We start from the raw sequence: 18,836 nt of genomic DNA, 5'->3' as shown, positions 1-18,836 counted from the left end.
CTCCTTCATGATTAATCATCTATTCCAAATCTTGCTTCAAGTGCATTTTCTGCTTGCTCTAATTGATCTTCCAGTATATCGTGTTCTCTTTCTTGCATTTCATATTGTTCAACAGTTATCGTTCCAGCGTGATAATCTGCTTCTAGCTGGTTATCAGATAGATCTATCTTGTCATCTAATTGATCAATTTCTTTTTTTGCTGCTAAGTACGTATTTAAGTTTTCTTCTTTTGCTCCAACTGGTTTCGTGTTATTTGCCTTTTCAACGATAAATGTGACTTCGTTTTTGAAATCTTGCATTTGCTTCGTATCATTCGTAGCAGGCCCTGTTTTGTGTGGTTCTTGTTGTAGTTGAGCACTTTCTTTTTGCAATGTATCATTTTCCACTTTCAGTTGTTGTACTTCTGTATTGTTATCAGCTTGAGTAGAACAAGCTGTTAAGAATAGACAAGACATTGCTCCAATCAACATCCACTTTCTCATTCTGTTTTCCTCCCTCTACATGTGCACCTTATCCTTGCCTTTATATTACTGAACAAACATTAAAGGAAGATTAATGTACAAAAAAATAAAATGATATAATTAAATCGTTTCTAATCTTTCTTTAATGTTTTGGAATTATAGTGATACATATAAATAAGGAAAAAAGGAGAATGTTAATGCGAGTTCTTATTGTCGAAGATGAACAAGACTTACAAAATATATTGGTAAAACGATTAAATACAGAACATTATAGTGTCGATGCATGTGGGAATGGAGAAGATGCCTTGAATTATATAAACATGGCTACCTACGATTTGATTGTGCTTGACATTATGATTCCCGGAATAGATGGTTTACAAGTATTACAAAGATTACGCGCGGACAATAATACAACTCCTGTCTTGCTTCTTACAGCTAAAGATACAATTGATGATCGTGTAACAGGACTCGACTTAGGTGCGGACGATTATTTAGTAAAGCCATTTGCTTTTGACGAACTGTTAGCAAGAATGCGAGTGTTAATGCGAAGAAAATCAGGAAACACATCTAATGTGTTTGAAATCGCTGACCTAGTGGTAGATTGTAATATGCATAAAGTAACAAGAGGAGATCAGGTTATCACTCTTTCCAGTAAAGAATTTGCTATTTTAGAATATATGATTCGTAATAAGGAAGTTGTGTTGACACGAGATAAAATTGAGCAACATGCGTGGAATTACGACTATGAAGGTGGCTCGAATATTATTGATGTTTATATCCGCTATCTTCGTAAAAAAATTGATAGCCAGTTTGAAACGAAGTTAATTCATACAGTACGAGGAACTGGTTACGTATTGCGAGTGGAATCATGAAAAGACTATCCATCAAAATGAGAGTAACCCTGTGGTATACAGGGCTAATTGTAATTATTATGGCACTCGTGTTAGCTTTTATTTTAACTTCTTCAGATAAAGTTTTGCTTTTTAATATGAAAGTTCAATTAAAGAACACAGTAAAAGAAAGCATGGAAGATATCGAATATAAGCATGGACAATTAAAAATGGACGATGATTTTAAAACCTTAGAAGATGGAGTAAATATCATCATTTATAATAAACAAGGTGAGCTGCTGGCAGGAAATAGTCCAACAAGCTTTAATAAAAAGATATCGCTTAAATCCGATGAAATACAAACCATTACAGACGATAATAAAGAATGGATTGTATATGATTTTCTCCATAATGCAGGCGGCGATGAGCAAGTCTGGATTCGTGGAATAATGACGATGAGCCAATTATCCTCAACGATGAATACGTTTATTGTCGTAACACTTATCTCATTCCCATTACTTATTCTCATTGCCGCAGTGGGAGGATATTTTATTACGCAAAGAGCGTTTCGACCTGTGCAACAAATGAGTGATTCAGCCAGTAAAATTGGTGATGGTAAAGACCTTTCCAAGAGAATTAATTTACACGGTTCACCAAAAGACGAAATGTATCATTTAGCACAAACCTTTGACAAAATGTTTGAGCGATTGGAAACATCATTTGAAAGTGAAAAACAATTTACATCTGACGCATCTCATGAATTAAGAACACCAACATCTGTTATTATTTCGCAATGCGAATACGCTTTATTGCAGAGAAATAATCCGAAAGAAATGGAAGAATCGTTAGAAGTAATTTTAAAGCAATCACGTAAAATGTCCGCACTAATCTCACAACTCTTATTATTAGCAAGAGCTGATCAAGGAAAGCATAATACTCTTCAATTTGAATGTATCAATATGAGTGAATTAACGGAAATCGTTGTAGAAGAGCTTTCATTAATGGTTCAAGAAGCTTCGATTGATATAACAACTAATATAGAGGAAGACCTGTTTATGAAAGCAGATCAAACATTGATGATGCGTTTATTAATGAATTTACTAACGAATGCGATTGCTTATAGTAAAGCGAACGGAACTGTACATGTGCAATTGTTCGGAGATGAAACCAACATAATAGGTAAAGTCTCCGATAATGGCATAGGCATCAGCGAGCAACATATTACTAAAATATGGGACCGATTCTATCGAGTTGACGCAGCACGAACATCTTCAAACATCGGAAACACAGGTTTAGGATTGTCGATGGTAAAATGGATTGTCGAACTACACGGAGGAGAAATTACCGTTGAAAGTGAACTAGGAGAAGGCAGTACTTTTACATTTAAACTACCAATTGAAAAACGGAAATAATTTATGAGTGTCTGTAGCTTCAGAATAAAGATTGATTTAAAAGCTCTCTTCAATCCTTATATAAAAGTAACCGACGCATTATAAACAGCATCGATTTTATCATTTTGGACAACCTGTTCTGTTAAGTTGATATGCCTATGGAAAAAAATATCGAAATAAAACCCCAGAAATCGAAAGGTCTCTGGGGCTTCATTATATATTTAGCTCTTTTTGCTTTTTGTTTTGTTTATGTCTATGCAGCAATTTTCGACTTATGAGAGAAATCAGTAATAAAATCAGTATTAGTACGAGAATCTGCATAAATGACAAATCAAAATATTTAGCACCTGTAACGATTAAAAGTGTAGAAATTGTACCTTTTACAATGAAAAAAATAATAATCCATAATCCGCCTTTTTTCCAGTTCATTTTTATATTACCCTTTCCTACTTTTAAATTCTTAAATGAGACACCTTAATAAAAATCTATTATATTAGTAAACTTTCCCATGAAAATCATATACAATTACATGCGACGATTCCATAATAAATGAAAATGATATTCAGTGTCAATTTTATTGACTATTTGAATACCTATCATCTCAATCTCTTTCCACTTTATTTCTTATAAACAATGAACCCTTGTCTTCAAACAAAAAAACACCTCCATTAAATTTACATACTTCGTATGCGAATTCAAGAGGTGTTTTTTCATGTACCATCAAATAAAATTCCCTGCTTTATTTATTTCTCAATACGTACCTATTTTCTAGTACACAATAACTGGATCATTCGTGTTCAAACTATCATATACAGTTTTTGCAACGTTAGGAAGAAGGTTCACACACCCGCCTGATCCCCCTGTTAAATAAGCATTATTTGCCCAATCTTTTCGCCAGCCAGCATCGTGGAATCCTTGACCGCTATTTGTGAATGGAACCCAGTAATCTACTTTAACTGCATAATCAGCTTTACCTACTGCGCTGCCTCTCAGCGTGTATGGAGTTCGTTTGTATAGAACGTACCATACACCTGGAGATGTATCTTCAGCCGTGCTATGTTTACCCGTTACTACATTTGTTGTGACGACTAATTTTCCATCTTTATAAATCCAAATTTGTTGATCTGCAATGGAAACTTCCGCATATGTATCTCCGATGCCATTATTCGATGTTGTTTCATAGCCGATACCTTCCTTCTCCCAACCATTTCCGTGAATATTAGAAGCAGAAAGCGATTTTTCACCTTTCTCAAAGGCTTCTTGAACTTGTTTTGTTTCTTTTTCAATATCTAGTGCCCAGCCGTATCCTTGTCCTTTTACTGATATGACCGAACCAGAATGTGTTTTAAATGCGAAGTCTTTATGTAATGTAGATTTAGCCTTATTAATTTCAACAATCTTATTCTTAATATCGCTCGCATCGATTGTCACTTTCATATCCTTTGACATAGAGGCATTTTGAATGAAATCTTTCGCTTTTAATGAATAGACTTCATTTTGCACTTTATAATCAACAGACTGCCCAAGAAGATTCTGTAATGCTTTCTCTTCTTTTTTGATAATCGGATCGTCTTCTTTAATAGGCTGTATGTATGCAGACTTTAGATGAATTTCGCTTTTATGCTTCTGTTTGTCGTAATCTTTTAGTAGACTCGTAACGTCATATTGTTTTCCATCAACGCTCTTCGAAATAACAACTTTTCCTTGTTCAAGCTTCGCCATAGCATCTTGAGGCGCCTTTAATTTTTCATTCATAGAGACAAGCTTTTCTTCTACAAGTTTTTTCATCGTTTCACTACGATACTGTTCTGCCTTTTCTGGTAGCAATGAGTAATCTTTTTCCTTTGAAGAAGGGAAAAATGTCCACTGGCTTTTTAATAGTTTCTTAACTTGTGGCAAATCTTTTTCCGTCAGTTCCGTCTTTGTCTCTTGTTCATCTAAAATTTGCTGTTGATCAATATAGACTTTGTTTGCTAATCCAGATGTTTTTAATTTCTGTATTGCCTGATCAGCGCTCAAACCACCGACTTTTGTATCATTAATCGTAACATTTGAATTGAAGTGAGTTGCCTGATAATAACTCATTCCCCCAATAAGAAGTGCAATTACACCGCCACCCGCTGCGATAAGTTTCCAATTTGTAAAACGCTTTTTTGATCTTACCCGTTTTTTCTCAACTTCTTCAACTGATTCATTTACAGTATTGTTATTCATCAATCTTTCCCCCGTATACATTAACGTCAATCGATTTTAAACCAAAACCATTGAATAGTGTACCTTATTTTTCCTAAAATTTCATTCTTTTTAACCAGTTTTTATCTCATTTAATCGATTAAAGTCAGATTTTTTAATAGTAAGATATATAAAGATGATAGATAAAGTGAAAAAGGATCACAACAATCGAGCTATTACGTGCCCCTCGTATTCGCCAAATTTTGAAGAACGATACTACTTAACTTGATAAAATACTTTTCGGATAGTTCAAATCAGAGAAAGGCACCATAGGGTGTTTATTATTTATGAAAAATATCCACAAAAAAAGGACTACATGTAGACTCTTTTTTGTGAATATTTTAATGTCGCATATTATATACATTTAAATGCAAATCATGCTCCCTGCTTTCCACCATGTTTCACAACATTTACTATCGGCCTAACTAATTTCACCTTATAATCTTTATCATCAACAATTTCAAGATTCTTTAAACTATTATATATGTTTGTACCACGCTTTATTGATCCGTTCAATCTTTACAGGTGTTGAAGTTTTAGACTCATCCTTTGTTATAATCCTATTATTAGAACATCCTGCAATGGTGAGGCAGCATGTAGCCAATAAAACTAATAATATTAACTTCTTCAAATAGCCACTCCTATATAAGGGAAATATTATATTAAGAAAATTAAACATAACATCGAATCTTTGTAAAAACAATATATTTCCTAATTTTATTATTCATTGGCAGATTCATGCACACCTTAAGGTCCATGAATCCGCTTATAAGCGTAGAACCTCATGCTCATCGATTCAATGTCCAATTTCCATTTTATCCGATTCTCAATATTTATTCCAATATAAAAAGATAACTATTTTTGTTGAAAACTAAGTATCTCTCAAAATGCAAAATACGAACTGAATTCCTATAACTCTATATATGTTTATTCAGCTAACCTCTCCCCTGTAACGATCTGAAACAAAGTGGCTGCATGTTTTCCCTCTAATTGAGCGTACCGATTATCCCCCGCCTTAATTTCCAATTTCTCCTTATTCGTGCTTACCCAAATTTGATACAACACAGCTTTCGCCTCTATTTTCGGATTTTTAAATTGAAAAATAAAGTGATAATCCGCTGGACGAGACATTTCCACTTTTTTATTCTCAAAAGTAGTATCCTTTAATATTTTCTTTACTTGCAACACTTCATTATTATCTGTCACTACCTTAAAATCTTCATATTCATCATCAGCAGTATAATTTTGTACTTCGATTCTTTGATCTTCATTTCCTAGTCTATTTGAACAGCCGGTTATTATGAATATACAGATACTAATAATAACTAGAGACCAATTTCTAAATTTCATATTAATACCCTCTTTTCAATACAAAATATTTTAATTTGTAAAATAAAGGTAATTAATTTAAACTTAAAAATATAAATAATAAAGAGAAAGGAGTATCGTTCCATGCAGTTACAAACATACACTTGGAAAAGTTATACGTTTCTCATTGTAAGTATATTCGTTACTATGAATCTCTTTCTCTTCACACCTATTTTAGACCGAGTTGGAGTAGCATATGTCGTGCCTTTCGCCTACTTCATATTAGCTTCCGCTTTTATAGCAATCCTATTAGCATTCATCTCTTTTTGTAGCCGATCTGAGAAGAAAATTTTAGCCATTATCGGTTTATGTTTTACTCTATTTAACACTGCAATTATTTTATTTTTCCTTTGGTTTGGTTACCATTTCACTTAAGTGAAAGATAAATAAACTCCATAAGCCACAAATAAAATTAGTAAAATAGAAATGCTGAGTATCGTGTATATAATCCATTTTACATTTAAACTCATATACTTCCCCCTCTCACCCTTATTAGTTCCAGTATATAACAAAAAAGCATTGGATACCCAATGCTTTTTTACACTTAAGCAAATAAAGATGTATTCGCATATAAAGCTGGTGAACCACCTGAATGTACGAATAAAATGTTGTCTTCTTTATTAAATGTACCTTTTTTAATTAAGTCGATTAGTCCCGCTACTGCTTTACCTGTATACACTGGATCCAGTAAAATACCTTCTGTTTTCGCAAGTAATTGAACTGCTTCCACCATTTCTGGCGTTGGTAACGCGTAACCTGGTCCTACATATTCATCAAAGCATGTCACAGCTTCGCGCGAGATAAAATTCGGAATACCAACGTGAGCTGACGTTTCCTCTACAAGTTTTGCTACTTTCTCTTCTTGCTCTGCTTTTCCTCTACTTACGTTGATTCCGATTACAGGGATATTACTTTGTGTTCCAGCAAAGCCAGTAATTAAACCAGCGTGCATACCTGCGCTACCACTTACGCAAACAACTGAGCTGAAATCAATTCCTTGATCGAATGATTGTGCCATAATTTCTTGCGCACAAGCAACGTATCCCATTGCACCAGTAGGATTTGATCCACCAACTGGTATTACATATGGTGTATTACCTTTCTCACTTACTTCTTTCGCAACTTTATGCATCTCTTCCATAAGATCTGCTCCGTTTGGTACGACAATTACATTTTCAGCACCTAGTAAATGATATAAGAAATAGTTTCCGTTAAAGTCTCGCTTCTCTTCTGGCTCAAGTCCTTCTTCTAACACAAGGATACACTTCATTTTTTCTTTTACCGCAGCTGCAAGTGTTAAGCGGCAATGATTGGACTGAATACCACCAGCTGTAATTAACGTATCTGCACCTTTTTCCTGTGCATCCGCAACTAGAAACTCTAACTTTCTCGTCTTATTGCCACCAGCTGTTAAACCAAGTAAATCATCTCGTTTAAAATAAATAGTTGGCCCACCAAGTACTTCAGAAAAATTGTTTAATTTTTCAATCGGTGTATATGATTCTGTATATTTTTTTCTCGGGAATTTAGCTAAATTCATAAATAACGCTCCTTTTGTACTTCTTTCACAATGTATGTAACGATACTATTATTGCATGTAAAAATGATGAAGTCATCTTTCTGGGGTAAAAATGTATTGGAATTTAGTACATGAAATTGCATTTACGCTTTTATCACTTCAATTCGGTACATGAAATTTATACGAGCGATTTTTCAAATATATCGACTTACCGGCAAAACCGAAAAGGACCACTTATTAAAAAGTTGGCCCTTTCCAATTACTTATTTACCGAAAAACGAAGTAGCTGCGTTAATCCCGGCTGTAAATTCATTTCGCCTTTATGGCGTACGTATACAATTTTGTCCCCATCAAATTTCGGAGGATTCCCTGGATTATACGTATGCCACTCATTCGTTCCTTCTATAGAATACTCCATGTATTCTGTTGCACCGACGATTACGTTTTTACTGTCATCTGCTGTAACATTTGGTGCCATTTGTGCAACTTTCGAATCGCTAATTAATAATTTTTTAATATCTTTATCACGTTTATAATCGTAAGCTGTTACGATTACATCGTTACCGTATGCTTTTATTTGTAGTCCTTGTTTAAATGAATATCCATCCGGAGCAGTTTTCTCTCCGCCATTTGGTCCAGCTGACATCCAGCCCGTTTCAATTCCGCCCGTATTTACAACTGTAAATCCTTTTTCATCTCCACCTGCAATCTTCTTTTTACCAGCCCAGTCCGGTAAGTTTAAATCCCAATGCGTATGACTCGTAAAGAAAACGACCTGCGGATAGTCTTTTAATATATCGTACAATTTATCAACGTTTAAATAGTCTTGTAAATATGGTGATTGTCTTGATCCAGACACAGTATCAGGTAAAACGTGATGAGAGAAAATGAAAATTGGTTTATTTTTATCTTTTTGGCTGTACTCTTCTAAATTTTGTTTTAACCAACCTAGTTGCTCATCACTCATATATACTTCGTCCCACATTTTTGAATCGTGGTATTTCATATATTTTTCAGTTCCTAAAAATAGAAGCGGATAACCGTCTAATTCTTTTTTATGATATACCTTTTCTTGTCCACTAAATTTCAGATAGCGGTTAAATAAAGTTTCCTCAGTTACACCATTTGGCCATGTATTTTGAGAAAGTTTCCCATCAGCCGTCCATTTACCAGCATAAAATTCATGATTTCCAACTGTTGACCATACATTTTCCGGGACCTTATTTTTGTTTAATACACGCTTAACATCATCATATTGTGACTGCTGTCCAGTTGATGTTATATCCCCATTCATAATAAGCGCTCTAGAAAGTGGCATCACTTTGTTCATATCTTTTAACACATGATCAAAATCCCCTAAATCCCCTTGAATATCACTAATAACATTAAAAGTTGTAGTTGACTTTCGGACTTGCTCTTTCCCTTCCGCATGTGCTGAAAATGTCGGTAATAATGCCGCCATAACTGCTAACGAAGCAACTGTCTTTTTCATACAAATTCTCCCCCTAATCATAAAATGTACAAACTGACATGTTCTGCTTTCTCTTAGGTGCTTGTCCAATTCACATTATAAGGGGGGATTGTAAAGATAGATGGAGTAAAAAATTAAGTGTTTTTTAAGAGATTTTGTTGTTTTTTGCACTCCCCAATTAGCGATTCACGCCAATCTAGCTTTCTAGCTTTTAACATTACATAATTGTAAATTTTGATGTTAAATCTCTTAGTTTCATACGTTGTTTTTTATTACTTTTAATTTTCGGGAAAAATCCACTAATTAATAGCGTTATAATCCATGCCATTATTAGAATAAAATTTATTGTATTACCAGAATTCAAACTAAACACTCTCCACAAATAGGCAGCACAAAAAACGAGAATAGCAGTAATAATAAGTAAAAATGTCCTAACTACTAATCCGATGTAAGATTTCTTCTCTTGCTTAAAAATGAAAGTTCTTCTACCTTTGTACAATCTAAAAACAAACAGCAGCAAGTACATACTAAGTGCGGCTCCAATAACAATTGATGTAATGGAGTTATTTTTTCTCTGCTCAGCTAGAGCGAAGTAACTTTCAGGTAATTTTCCCGTTTCATATTCAATCCATGCGTGGTAAATATCTTGTCGTAAGTCTATACCACCTTCACCATTTGTAAGGATTACCAATCCATCCTTTGTATTAGGAATGAAACCATAAAAAGAATGCCAACCTCGGTTGTCACCAGAATGATAAAGTAATTTCCATTGATTAGATAGTTTTTTTCAAATATACCTAAACCATTCTCCCCTAATATCGGCTTTGGCATTTCCTCAACACGTTCACTTTTGATAACACCTTTCCCTTTAGTATTTGCATCCATGCTTGCAAGTATCAATGTCATCATATCGGTAACATTTGTCTTGAGACCTGCAGCAGCCTGTTCGGTAAATTGGTAACTAGGGAGCTCCTCTCCAAAATATCCATAGACTTTCGAAAGATTAAGATTTTCAGGACGTTGCGAGAATGAGCTTGATTTCATTCCTAAAGGTTTCATAATTTGTTCTTCCATATAACGATTAAACGGTATTCCGGTAACCTCTTCAATTACAAGTTGTAAAATTGTATATCCGCCACCAGAGTAAATTGTTTCTGAACCTGGTTTATTGGTAACCTCCACTGCTTCATTAAGCCATCCTTTTCCAGACAAAGACTCCTCGATAGAATCAAGATGTTTTCCTGGTACAACTCCAAGGTATCCTTTATGTGCAGACAGCCCTGCTGTATGACTTAACAATCTTCTTATCGTGACTTCATTATTATTAAACTCTGAATTAGGTAATTTCCATTTGGTCAGATATTTTCCAACGGGATCATCTAGTAATAAACGCACTTCATCTACAAGATGCAAGATTCCCCATGCTGTAAGACTTTTAGATATGGAACCAGCCTGAAACAAAGTATCATCACTCACCGCTTTTTTTGTCTTTTTATCTACATAACCATAGTTAAGTGTATAAGCAATACGCCCCTCATGTACAATTCCTATTGCAACCCCTGGTACCTCATATTTCCCCTGCCATTTTGGTACCTGTTTATCCATCTTTTTTTTGAAATCCTCTATACTTCTATCAGTAAACGTGCCCGATTCTGCTCTCACCACTTTCATAAACCGCACTTCATTTGTAATCAATATACAAATAATTAAACATAAAATACTTTTGCATATTATCGATGCTTTTTGTCTATTCTTCATTTGTCCTACTCCTTTTTTTCAGAATATTCTACCCATCAATCAGAGTATCCCATTCCAATATCCCGTTCTATCGATTTTCATTACTTAACCTTACAAAATTGTAATAAAAACCAAAGTATTACATACTTAAAGGGTTTACTGATTTTTTATCCGAGGACAATGAAATTCATCAACAAGATAGACATGAAGTTATATTTATGGTTTCAGTTAATCCCCCTAAAATACTAGTTCGGTTAATCAATTGGATATATTCCACACTACAAATATTCATTTTATAAAAAGAAGAACCCACACATTTTGATTAAAATGTGTGGGTTCTTTTGGCTTCCTTAAATTTTCATGAAAAAGATTGATTATGTTATGTAGCTTACTAAAAAAAATTTTGTTCAATTAACTAACAGAACAAGATTAAACACTTAACTCGTATTAGTAATTTTTACTGTTTCTGTTGATAAATATAAAAATACTGCCTAACACACTTAATGAAAGTGCAAAATATAACAACAAATCAGGTAGAAATTTCAAAGGAATAATATCAATTAATTGTAAAACAATAATGGCAAGGATACCTAAATATAGAATATTGTACAAAGCATTATTTGTTTTATATAGAATTTCTCTTCCTCTTTCGTCATTTGCTTCATCACTTGATTGAAATTTTATTACATACATCTTACTTATCACTATTAAACCAAATAACAAAATTTTTAACAAAAACATATGTATCACTCCTCTAGATAATCAAATACGTCGGTTAACGGCTTTTCAAATACATTTGCGATTTTAAAGGCAAGAATTAGAGAAGGGTTATATTTATTCTTTTCAAGAGTAGCGATAGTTTGACGACTAACTCCCACTCTTGTTGCCAGTTCTTCTTGGGTCCAACCTTTTTCTGCTCGACAAACTACAATTTTATTATGCAACAATAGCAACACCTCTTTAGATAATTGTAATTTATTTTTTACAAATTGTAAATTATTTCTTACAATTAAAAATCCATATAAAGTGAAACTTTAATCAGTGGAGGTTTTGTTCATCCTCCACTGACTATCAGTTGAACCAATCGGGCTTTTACGGGCAGTTGATCCCCCACCTAACTTCTTTGCTTCCGTTGAATTTTGAGATGGGGGTCTTACTGCCCGTTAATGCGGGATAAAAAAAAGACATATAGATTTCTCCCTATGCCTACTAATCTAATCCTCTACTTCTTCACTGTATGTGCATCATGTGCTTTTTCAAAAACTTCTAATTCAGTGCTAATGTCATTGTTTGTGATTCACTGATGACATAACAAATCGTTTCGTTATTAAAGATATCGATAATCTTTGATAAATAATAGAGAAGTCACCGATGAGGAGCTACCACTTATTCTGGATATCTATTTTTCCTTTTTTAATAAATCACTTTTTGTCATCATATCCTGATAAGTCGCTTCTTCACTTCCTATCTTGACATCGGTAATGAAAACCTTCCTTTCTTTTACCAGACCAGGTTTTGGTTCGCCATACTTCGGTTTCCACTGCGGGTGGTAAAGTCCTATCTTGAAGTAAGGCGTACGTGTACGTGTCGTATAGGCATTAGGACCTTGCACTTCCCATACAACTTTTCCATCTTTCCATATTCGTAGTAATCCATCACTTCCTGCTGACCACCTTGCATAGATTACCCACGAAGACCAAACTCCTTGTTGCACTAGTTCATCCAATGTCTTAAAATCGCGCCCTATACTCGCAGGAGAACCAAACGCTCGTTGTATCTTCCATCTGTCCCCTTCCACTGCAATAGCCAATTCCGGAAAATCCCGATCCACTCGCTCACTGCCAAGTACGGCGTGCCATTGCATAACGATATCGTTGCCACTGCTCTTGTCCAACACCCAGTCACGCGGAATATAAGTCCGTGCTGTATACCAACGTTCATGGAATCCTTCTTCGTATGGTTGTGCAATTTCTGAACGGAATTGTCCTTGAGAATGCGGAACAACGAACTGCACTGCTTTGTAATCTCCCGTCATGCCAGGCGCATCTACTATATGTACACGCCGCGAGATTGTATCAGTATCTAGGTTCATACGGCTTTCCGGGTCGTTGATCGCTATCTTCCATTTTTCTAGTCCAGATTGAAAGTTGTCTTCTAAAATAATAGGATTGTTGATTTCCTTAAACGTAGAATTTTTTTCCTGTTTGGAGACATCAGACTGCGTCACCGTCTTTTTTATATCAACAAATACGATACCAACTACAAGTAAACTGACAAATAGGATACATATAGCAAGAATTTTTTTCACCTTTCACCATACTCCATCTAATTTGTTCTTTTAGTAACTTCATCTTATAACGTTATAAGCGTCGAATCGTATTTAAAAGCCTAATGCCGATAAACTGAAGTCTTCAATATAAGAGATCCCTGCATCCATTTTAGAGAATTATTAGACACAATTTCATCTTGAATTGTCATTGTTACCCCAGTCCTACAACTTGTGTATCTGGCAGAAAATGACAGTTTTGTTTCCACAAAACAGTGATTAAATTACTATACTCTATGAAACTTTCCATTGATAATGTCTATATCTTTCCTTCCATACAGAACTCTCTTTGGATTTATACCAATCATTAAAACTGCTACTACTAAATAAAAAATCGCATTATACATAATTAGATCGATTAAGTTTCCGTTTATAATACCAATAAAGAAATTAAAAAATTGATGGATGATGATTGGGATAATTAAATTCTGATTTAAGTTGTAAAATGCAGTCATGACGATTTTTATAGATATGATAGAGATCATAAAAAATAGAATATATTTAATTAGGTCTATCCCAACAAATCCTGTAGTAAACCAAATAGGTAGGTGCCACATCCCCCACCAAAATCCAATGATTATTGAAGCTTTTAATGGTGAATACTTCTTTTGAAGCTCAATTTGTGCAAATCCTCGCCATCCTAGTTCTTCTCCCAATGGCCCTGCAAGAAAATTTTTAACAAAGAAATAGATTAGCATTCCCCATGAAGATACAGTAAAAATAGAGTCTACTTCACTATTTTTAGCTATTAGAAACAAAATCATTAAAAATATGAAAGCTTGAATCATACTTGCAGTAAGAATCACAGATAATTTAAGTTTAGTCTTGAATTTATCTTTTACAAATTGTATAAAACTCTGCCCCGGATAAATTTTTTTAAATAGCAAGACAAAAGCAAAGGTTGAAGACCAAGATGATATACAAAACATTACATCAAAGATCCATAAAGGAAATTTCAACATACTTATAGCTCCTACAAGCAAAAAAAGTGGTAGAAAAATGATATTGGTTAGTACAATAAAACTCGCTACTGGTTTTTTTAGTTCCTTTTCCCTATTCATGCACAATCCCCATTTCAAACTAAGTATTTCGTAAACATAATAGTATTTATATTTACAGATACTCTCAGCTTAAACCTGGGGGTTACTCACAGGTCAATACATGTCTGCATTATTTTACAGGTGCATATATTTCTAAAAATATACGCTCAAGTTCATCTTCATACGTGGTAAGTAATATGTTTATATACACTAGCCCCAAAAGCTCATAGCCTTGTTCTATTACTGCTTTTCTTAAACTGGATTCCACGATATGATCTATACTTTTCCCACCAGTTGACCATCTTCCATCTTCAATAACTGTATAAATACATTTTGGATGCGATAAAATTCTCCCTTCTATCCCTTTATCAAAGTCCTCTACTTTACTTACAATGATAAATTTATCTTCTATAATACCTTCTTCATTAAAACTTATGACTCTTCGTAAAGAGTTTAGAGTAACTGCCTTTTTTAGGCTATCCGTGTTCTTTTTTAAAGATTCATATTCATCATACGCAGTAAAATGCTCTATTTCTCCGATTACTTCTAATGGCTTCATTTCTTTTACTACGTATTTCCCTAAGAATTGCTTTATTTTTTCGCAATCTTCTTTTACAATTTGAAGTTTTTTTAAAAGAAGTTTTTTATATGCTATCTCGTCTAAAACTTCTTTCTCTTTCTCTTCCAGCAATGATTTTACTCCTTCTATGCTCTTACTTTTTCTTAATTCTTGAATTTTTTTTATTTCGATATCCATTTCCCTATAGAAATTTACCGTTGTTATATCATATATATCAAAATGATTATATTTTCTATATCCATTCTCAATATTTTGCTTTGGCTTGACCAAATCTTTTTCCTCATAAAACTTCAAAGTATCTCTAGATACACCTAAAAATTTAGCAACTTGTCCAATTGTGTACATTATATTCTCCTTAATCATTGCTACTTAATCTTTTATATTCATACTACATATTCTTTAAACCATCGAATTCCCCTTCCAATAACGATATACTTACTACTTCCCAGCACTACATCTCATTTCCTTATTTCCCCTAAAAAAAGAGACACAGAGATTTCTCTCCATGCCTACTTATAGCTTTAAAAGTTAACTACTGCATATTTTTATTGCGCTCTAATTGGTTTTGAATTCCTGACCTATCAATTTGAATCCAATACTCTGCAATTTTTCCATCTTCTACTCTATACACCGCACTTGCTATTTGAATTATTGGGAGTCCTGTAGGTTGATATCCATCGATTTCTCCTAGATGCATACCTACTTGTTTCCAACGTACATATACTTTATTTCCTTGTACTAAAAATTCTTGAATTTCTAAAGAAAAATTACCGTATACTTCAATCATCTCTCTTACATGTTCAGTATAATCTTCAGGTGTTCTGCAAACTGTTTGTTCTTCTTCAGATACAATTTGATGTGCCAATACTTTTTCTGCCATTAATTGATTTGAATAGTCAGGATTATTCCCCGAACGTACTTCTTCAAAAAACTTTCTAACAATTTGTTCTGGCGTCATTTTAAAACCCCCTTATTAAGAAATCCAATACTAATCATATCATAGTTTATTTGAATCTAACTATTAAAGTAAATTGATTCGTGTGTACAATTAAAAGACAAAATCTCTTCTTTCTTAAGAAATCCCAATTGTTTCCCCTGAATATTCACCATAACGATTATCTACTTCTTCACCGCATGAACGTAATGCACCGTCTCAAAAGCTTCTAAAAAATCGTTTCGTCCCTCAAAATATAATTTATGAATATCCTCTGGTGATAAGTGCTCATAAATGAGTAAACCAGACTTCTCTAACAGAGATTCCATTTCGGTATAAGAAAAACATGATTTCATCGGTTCTCCGCCTACCACAGCCATTTTCACCATGTTTTCAACTCGATTGGATAATCCTTTTTCCGTAAATAAGTTTTCATCAGGATAATCGAAAACGATGGAACTCCCTGCTGGAACCGACTCAAATAAACATTCTATTAAACTGGAAAGTTCCTCTTTCGTTAAATAATACGCAACACCTAAAAGACTAAAGAAAGTCTTTTTATTTTGAAATCCTTCATTACGTAACTGTTCATAGGAAAATCCTTTCGTAAAATCCATCGAAACAAAATGAAGGTTATTTGGAATTTCAAATTCTGCTTCTTTCACTCTTACCTTCTTAGCCTGTTGCGTAGAAGGATGATCCACTTCAAATATTTCTATTTTATTTTCTAATTCTCGGTGTCTAAAACTGAACGTATCTAATCCCGCACCGAGTATGACGTATTGTTTTGCTCCTAGTGTAATTTCATGTAGTAATACTCGTTCACAATAGGCTGCACGTGCTAAAGGTGTTGGTGACAACTGAACTTGCGTAATCCATTTTAATATTTCTTTTGGATTGTCTTGAAACTTCTCTGCAATGTCTTTATTGAAAAAATGTATCCCTTGAACCATGTTCATTTCAATATTGTTACGTTCTTTTTGTGAAATTAAATCTTTAGCTACATAATCATCAAAGATTTTAGGACTATCAAATTCACTATGATATGCCCTTCCAAAAGCTGATACTAACGACGTTACACTTGCTTCACCTTTTTTCACGCACATACACTCTCCTTCATTTTCACAACAAAAATAGGGTCCCCCTGGCCAGGAGAACCCTATTATACACGTTATTTTTATATTGGTAAATTATAGCACAAATAAGTTTTTTTGTCAACTTATACGTCTTTTAAATCATCTAAAATCGAAACCGCTCGGATATGCACATCAGGGTATTGCTGACGGATTTGACTTTTCGCATTATCAAAACTCGTTGCTACAACTTTTTTATAAAATACAACTTCAGCCATTTCGTACTCTACAGAATAAACACTCTTCGTTTCATTATCCATATTTCTGCACTCCTTATGACTGGCGTACCAGTATTTTATCAATCAATCCATAATTCAGCGCATTCTCAGCGGTCATAAAGTTGTCACGCTCTGTATCACGTTGCAGTGATTCCACAGTCTGCCCTGTTCGTTCTGATAATATTTGATTCAGACGTTCTCTCATATGCAAAATTCGTTTTGCACTAATTTCAATATCAGTCGCTTGCCCTCTTGCTCCGCCAAGAGGTTGATGAATCATCACTTCCGCATTCGGCAAAGCAAAACGTTTCCCCTTTTCTCCTCCAGCGAGTAAAAATGCTCCCATAGAAGCTGCCATTCCAACGCATAATGTACTAACATCAGCTTTTATAAGTTGCATCGTATCAAATATCGCCATCCCAGCTGTAATAGATCCCCCAGGAGAATTTATATAAATGCTAATATCTTTCTCCGGATCATCTGCATCTAAAAATAGTAGCTGTGCAACGACACCGTTTGCCAATTCATCTGTAATTTCACCGGTAAGCATTATAATGCGGTCCTTTAATAATCGAGAGTAAATATCATACGAACGTTCCCCTCGATTGGTTTGTTCAACGACATAAGGAATCAAATTCATGTTTATTTCCTCCACTTCATATTAAAAATCAATTCGATATTTCTTTTCTAGCTCAGAGAATTGATTATTTATTTGTTGTATTTTCGGCCGAATGTTAACAAATCTGTTATCTTCACCTTCTTCAGCCACTATTTCTCCTATCAGAAATCTTTTCACAAGATCAGTTACCTCTTTATTAACAACTAACTCATCCATCTCATCTTCTTGAGTAATTAACAACGGGATAAACTCATTTATACACGTATCTTGGCCTTCTTTATCTTTATAAATTAGATTCACAGCGATCATTTCTTTTCCACATGACACTGGTTCTTCAGTGAAAAATTCAATTAAAAGTTGTAGTTTTCCAGAAATATTATCAATAAAAATCGTGCCAAATTCATCTTCATAAAATCCATTCACATTTTTAGATCGAGATAAACCACTCGGTAGAGAAATAGCAATTTCAGCTGAAACGTAAGACAAAGAATCCGGAATTTCAATTAATACATGGTTCGTTCCTTCTTCATTTTCAATCATCGACTTCGCTAATTTGATTTTCATCACTTTTCTCCTTTTAAAATTTGTGAAACAGAGTTAATGACTTGTTGCTTCAATTCATCTGAAACATTCGTACTTAAAGTAATGAACACATCATCATTCACTTTATGTGTTTCATGCTGAAGAATTTTATCCGACTGATAAAAAGTCATTCGTTCCCCAATTTTTATAATTTCTTCAAGAGACATTTCTTTCAACTTTTCCTGAATAGAAGCAAGTGTTTCTCCTGTTTTTGATAGTGTGATGATCGCCCGAAAATAATGTAAATGTTTCTCTGTATAAGCCCTTTTATTCCCTACTAACTCTAAAGGAGGCACAATTTCAATTTGCGTATAATACCGCACAGTTCTTAAATTTATATTCGTCCCTTCCTTTTGAAGAATTTCTGTAATCTGCTTTGCAGTAAAAGTTTCCAT

General features: G+C 34.0%; 20 protein-coding genes and 1 pseudogene. 3 read left to right on the top strand and 18 right to left on the bottom strand.

Translation table 11 applies throughout. The annotated features are described in order from the left end of the window. Positions 1 to 11 precede the first annotated feature (11 nt). Positions 12 to 482, bottom strand: coding sequence for a hypothetical protein (locus tag KVT31_RS17480; protein ID WP_088096964.1), 471 nt, complete (start codon positions 480 to 482; stop codon positions 12 to 14). 176 nt (positions 483 to 658) lie between these two features. On the opposite strand from KVT31_RS17480, the gene KVT31_RS17475 reads away from it, so the two are divergent. Then, complete coding sequence (locus KVT31_RS17475) at positions 659 to 1,333, top strand: response regulator transcription factor (RefSeq protein WP_088096965.1); 675 nt, start codon at positions 659 to 661, stop codon at positions 1,331 to 1,333. Then, entirely contained in the window at positions 1,330 to 2,703 is a 1,374-nt protein-coding gene (locus KVT31_RS17470) for a sensor histidine kinase (protein WP_088096966.1), read from the top strand. The genes KVT31_RS17475 and KVT31_RS17470 overlap by 4 nt, the downstream gene beginning before the upstream one ends. Before the next feature lie 192 nt (positions 2,704 to 2,895). Here the strand turns inward: KVT31_RS17470 and KVT31_RS17465 are convergent, their stop codons facing one another. The 3 genes from KVT31_RS17465 to KVT31_RS17455 all read right to left on the bottom strand — a co-directional run bounded on the left by KVT31_RS17465 (position 2,896) and on the right by KVT31_RS17455 (position 6,264). Continuing rightward, complete coding sequence (locus tag KVT31_RS17465; protein WP_088096967.1) at positions 2,896 to 3,111, bottom strand: hypothetical protein; 216 nt, start codon at positions 3,109 to 3,111, stop codon at positions 2,896 to 2,898. Positions 3,112 to 3,450: 339 nt separating this feature from the next. Then, a complete protein-coding gene (locus KVT31_RS17460; protein ID WP_088096968.1) occupies positions 3,451 to 4,896 on the bottom strand; it encodes a L,D-transpeptidase family protein in 1,446 nt (481 codons plus the stop codon). Between the two features lie 945 nt (positions 4,897 to 5,841). After that, positions 5,842 to 6,264, bottom strand: a complete 423-nt coding sequence (locus KVT31_RS17455; RefSeq protein WP_088096969.1) for a YhfM domain-containing protein — start codon at positions 6,262 to 6,264, stop codon at positions 5,842 to 5,844. 102 nt (positions 6,265 to 6,366) lie between these two features. Here KVT31_RS17455 and KVT31_RS17450 point away from each other — a divergent pair, with 102 nt between their 5' ends. Then, positions 6,367 to 6,657 (top strand): hypothetical protein, encoded by a 291-nt coding sequence (locus KVT31_RS17450; RefSeq protein ID WP_088096970.1) that lies wholly within the window; start codon positions 6,367 to 6,369, stop codon positions 6,655 to 6,657. A gap of 169 nt (positions 6,658 to 6,826) precedes the next feature. On the opposite strand, the gene cuyA is transcribed toward KVT31_RS17450, so the two are convergent. The 14 genes and pseudogenes from cuyA to KVT31_RS17380 form a co-directional block, all read right to left on the bottom strand. Further along, positions 6,827 to 7,822, bottom strand: coding sequence for a D-cysteate sulfo-lyase (cuyA, locus tag KVT31_RS17445; protein WP_088096972.1), 996 nt, complete (start codon positions 7,820 to 7,822; stop codon positions 6,827 to 6,829). Between the two features lie 238 nt (positions 7,823 to 8,060). Continuing rightward, positions 8,061 to 9,293, bottom strand: coding sequence for a DUF4073 domain-containing protein (locus tag KVT31_RS17440; protein WP_088096973.1), 1,233 nt, complete (start codon positions 9,291 to 9,293; stop codon positions 8,061 to 8,063). 196 nt (positions 9,294 to 9,489) lie between these two features. Continuing rightward, a pseudogene (locus tag KVT31_RS17435) lies at positions 9,490 to 11,030 on the bottom strand (serine hydrolase domain-containing protein). A 426-nt stretch (positions 11,031 to 11,456) separates the two neighbouring features. Then, a complete protein-coding gene (locus tag KVT31_RS17430) occupies positions 11,457 to 11,750 on the bottom strand; it encodes a hypothetical protein (protein ID WP_088096974.1) in 294 nt (97 codons plus the stop codon). A gap of 5 nt (positions 11,751 to 11,755) precedes the next feature. Continuing rightward, entirely contained in the window at positions 11,756 to 11,956 is a 201-nt protein-coding gene (locus KVT31_RS17425; protein ID WP_000903049.1) for a helix-turn-helix transcriptional regulator, read from the bottom strand. Positions 11,957 to 12,408: 452 nt separating this feature from the next. Beyond that, entirely contained in the window at positions 12,409 to 13,317 is a 909-nt protein-coding gene (locus KVT31_RS17420) for a polysaccharide lyase family 20 protein (protein WP_088096975.1), read from the bottom strand. 245 nt (positions 13,318 to 13,562) lie between these two features. Continuing rightward, complete coding sequence (locus KVT31_RS17415; RefSeq protein WP_088096976.1) at positions 13,563 to 14,396, bottom strand: CPBP family intramembrane glutamic endopeptidase; 834 nt, start codon at positions 14,394 to 14,396, stop codon at positions 13,563 to 13,565. 109 nt (positions 14,397 to 14,505) lie between these two features. Then, complete coding sequence (locus KVT31_RS17410; protein WP_088096977.1) at positions 14,506 to 15,300, bottom strand: MerR family transcriptional regulator; 795 nt, start codon at positions 15,298 to 15,300, stop codon at positions 14,506 to 14,508. A 187-nt stretch (positions 15,301 to 15,487) separates the two neighbouring features. Beyond that, positions 15,488 to 15,913: an ester cyclase gene (locus KVT31_RS17405; protein ID WP_088096978.1), complete on the bottom strand. Its 426-nt coding sequence runs from the start codon at positions 15,911 to 15,913 to the stop codon at positions 15,488 to 15,490. Between the two features lie 161 nt (positions 15,914 to 16,074). Next, positions 16,075 to 16,995 (bottom strand): class I SAM-dependent methyltransferase, encoded by a 921-nt coding sequence (locus tag KVT31_RS17400; RefSeq protein WP_088096979.1) that lies wholly within the window; start codon positions 16,993 to 16,995, stop codon positions 16,075 to 16,077. 113 nt (positions 16,996 to 17,108) lie between these two features. Further along, positions 17,109 to 17,282: a hypothetical protein gene (locus tag KVT31_RS17395; RefSeq protein ID WP_170930145.1), complete on the bottom strand. Its 174-nt coding sequence runs from the start codon at positions 17,280 to 17,282 to the stop codon at positions 17,109 to 17,111. A gap of 13 nt (positions 17,283 to 17,295) precedes the next feature. Continuing rightward, the gene (gene clpP / locus KVT31_RS17390) at positions 17,296 to 17,880 is read right to left on the bottom strand and encodes an ATP-dependent Clp endopeptidase proteolytic subunit ClpP (RefSeq protein ID WP_088096980.1); all 585 of its coding nucleotides are present in this window, start codon (positions 17,878 to 17,880) and stop codon (positions 17,296 to 17,298) included. 21 nt (positions 17,881 to 17,901) lie between these two features. Continuing rightward, complete coding sequence (locus KVT31_RS17385; protein WP_088096981.1) at positions 17,902 to 18,423, bottom strand: hypothetical protein; 522 nt, start codon at positions 18,421 to 18,423, stop codon at positions 17,902 to 17,904. Further along, complete coding sequence (locus KVT31_RS17380; protein WP_088096982.1) at positions 18,423 to 18,836, bottom strand: MerR family transcriptional regulator; 414 nt, start codon at positions 18,834 to 18,836, stop codon at positions 18,423 to 18,425. Before KVT31_RS17380 ends, KVT31_RS17385 begins: the two co-directional genes overlap by 1 nt.

It is taken from the genome of Bacillus sp. GbtcB14 (genome assembly GCF_019091205.1).
Classification (GTDB): Bacteria; Bacillota; Bacilli; order Bacillales; family Bacillaceae_G; genus Bacillus_A; species Bacillus_A cereus_AG.
Note: the sequence above shows the minus strand (reverse complement) of the source record. Positions and strands in the feature narration are given on the sequence as shown.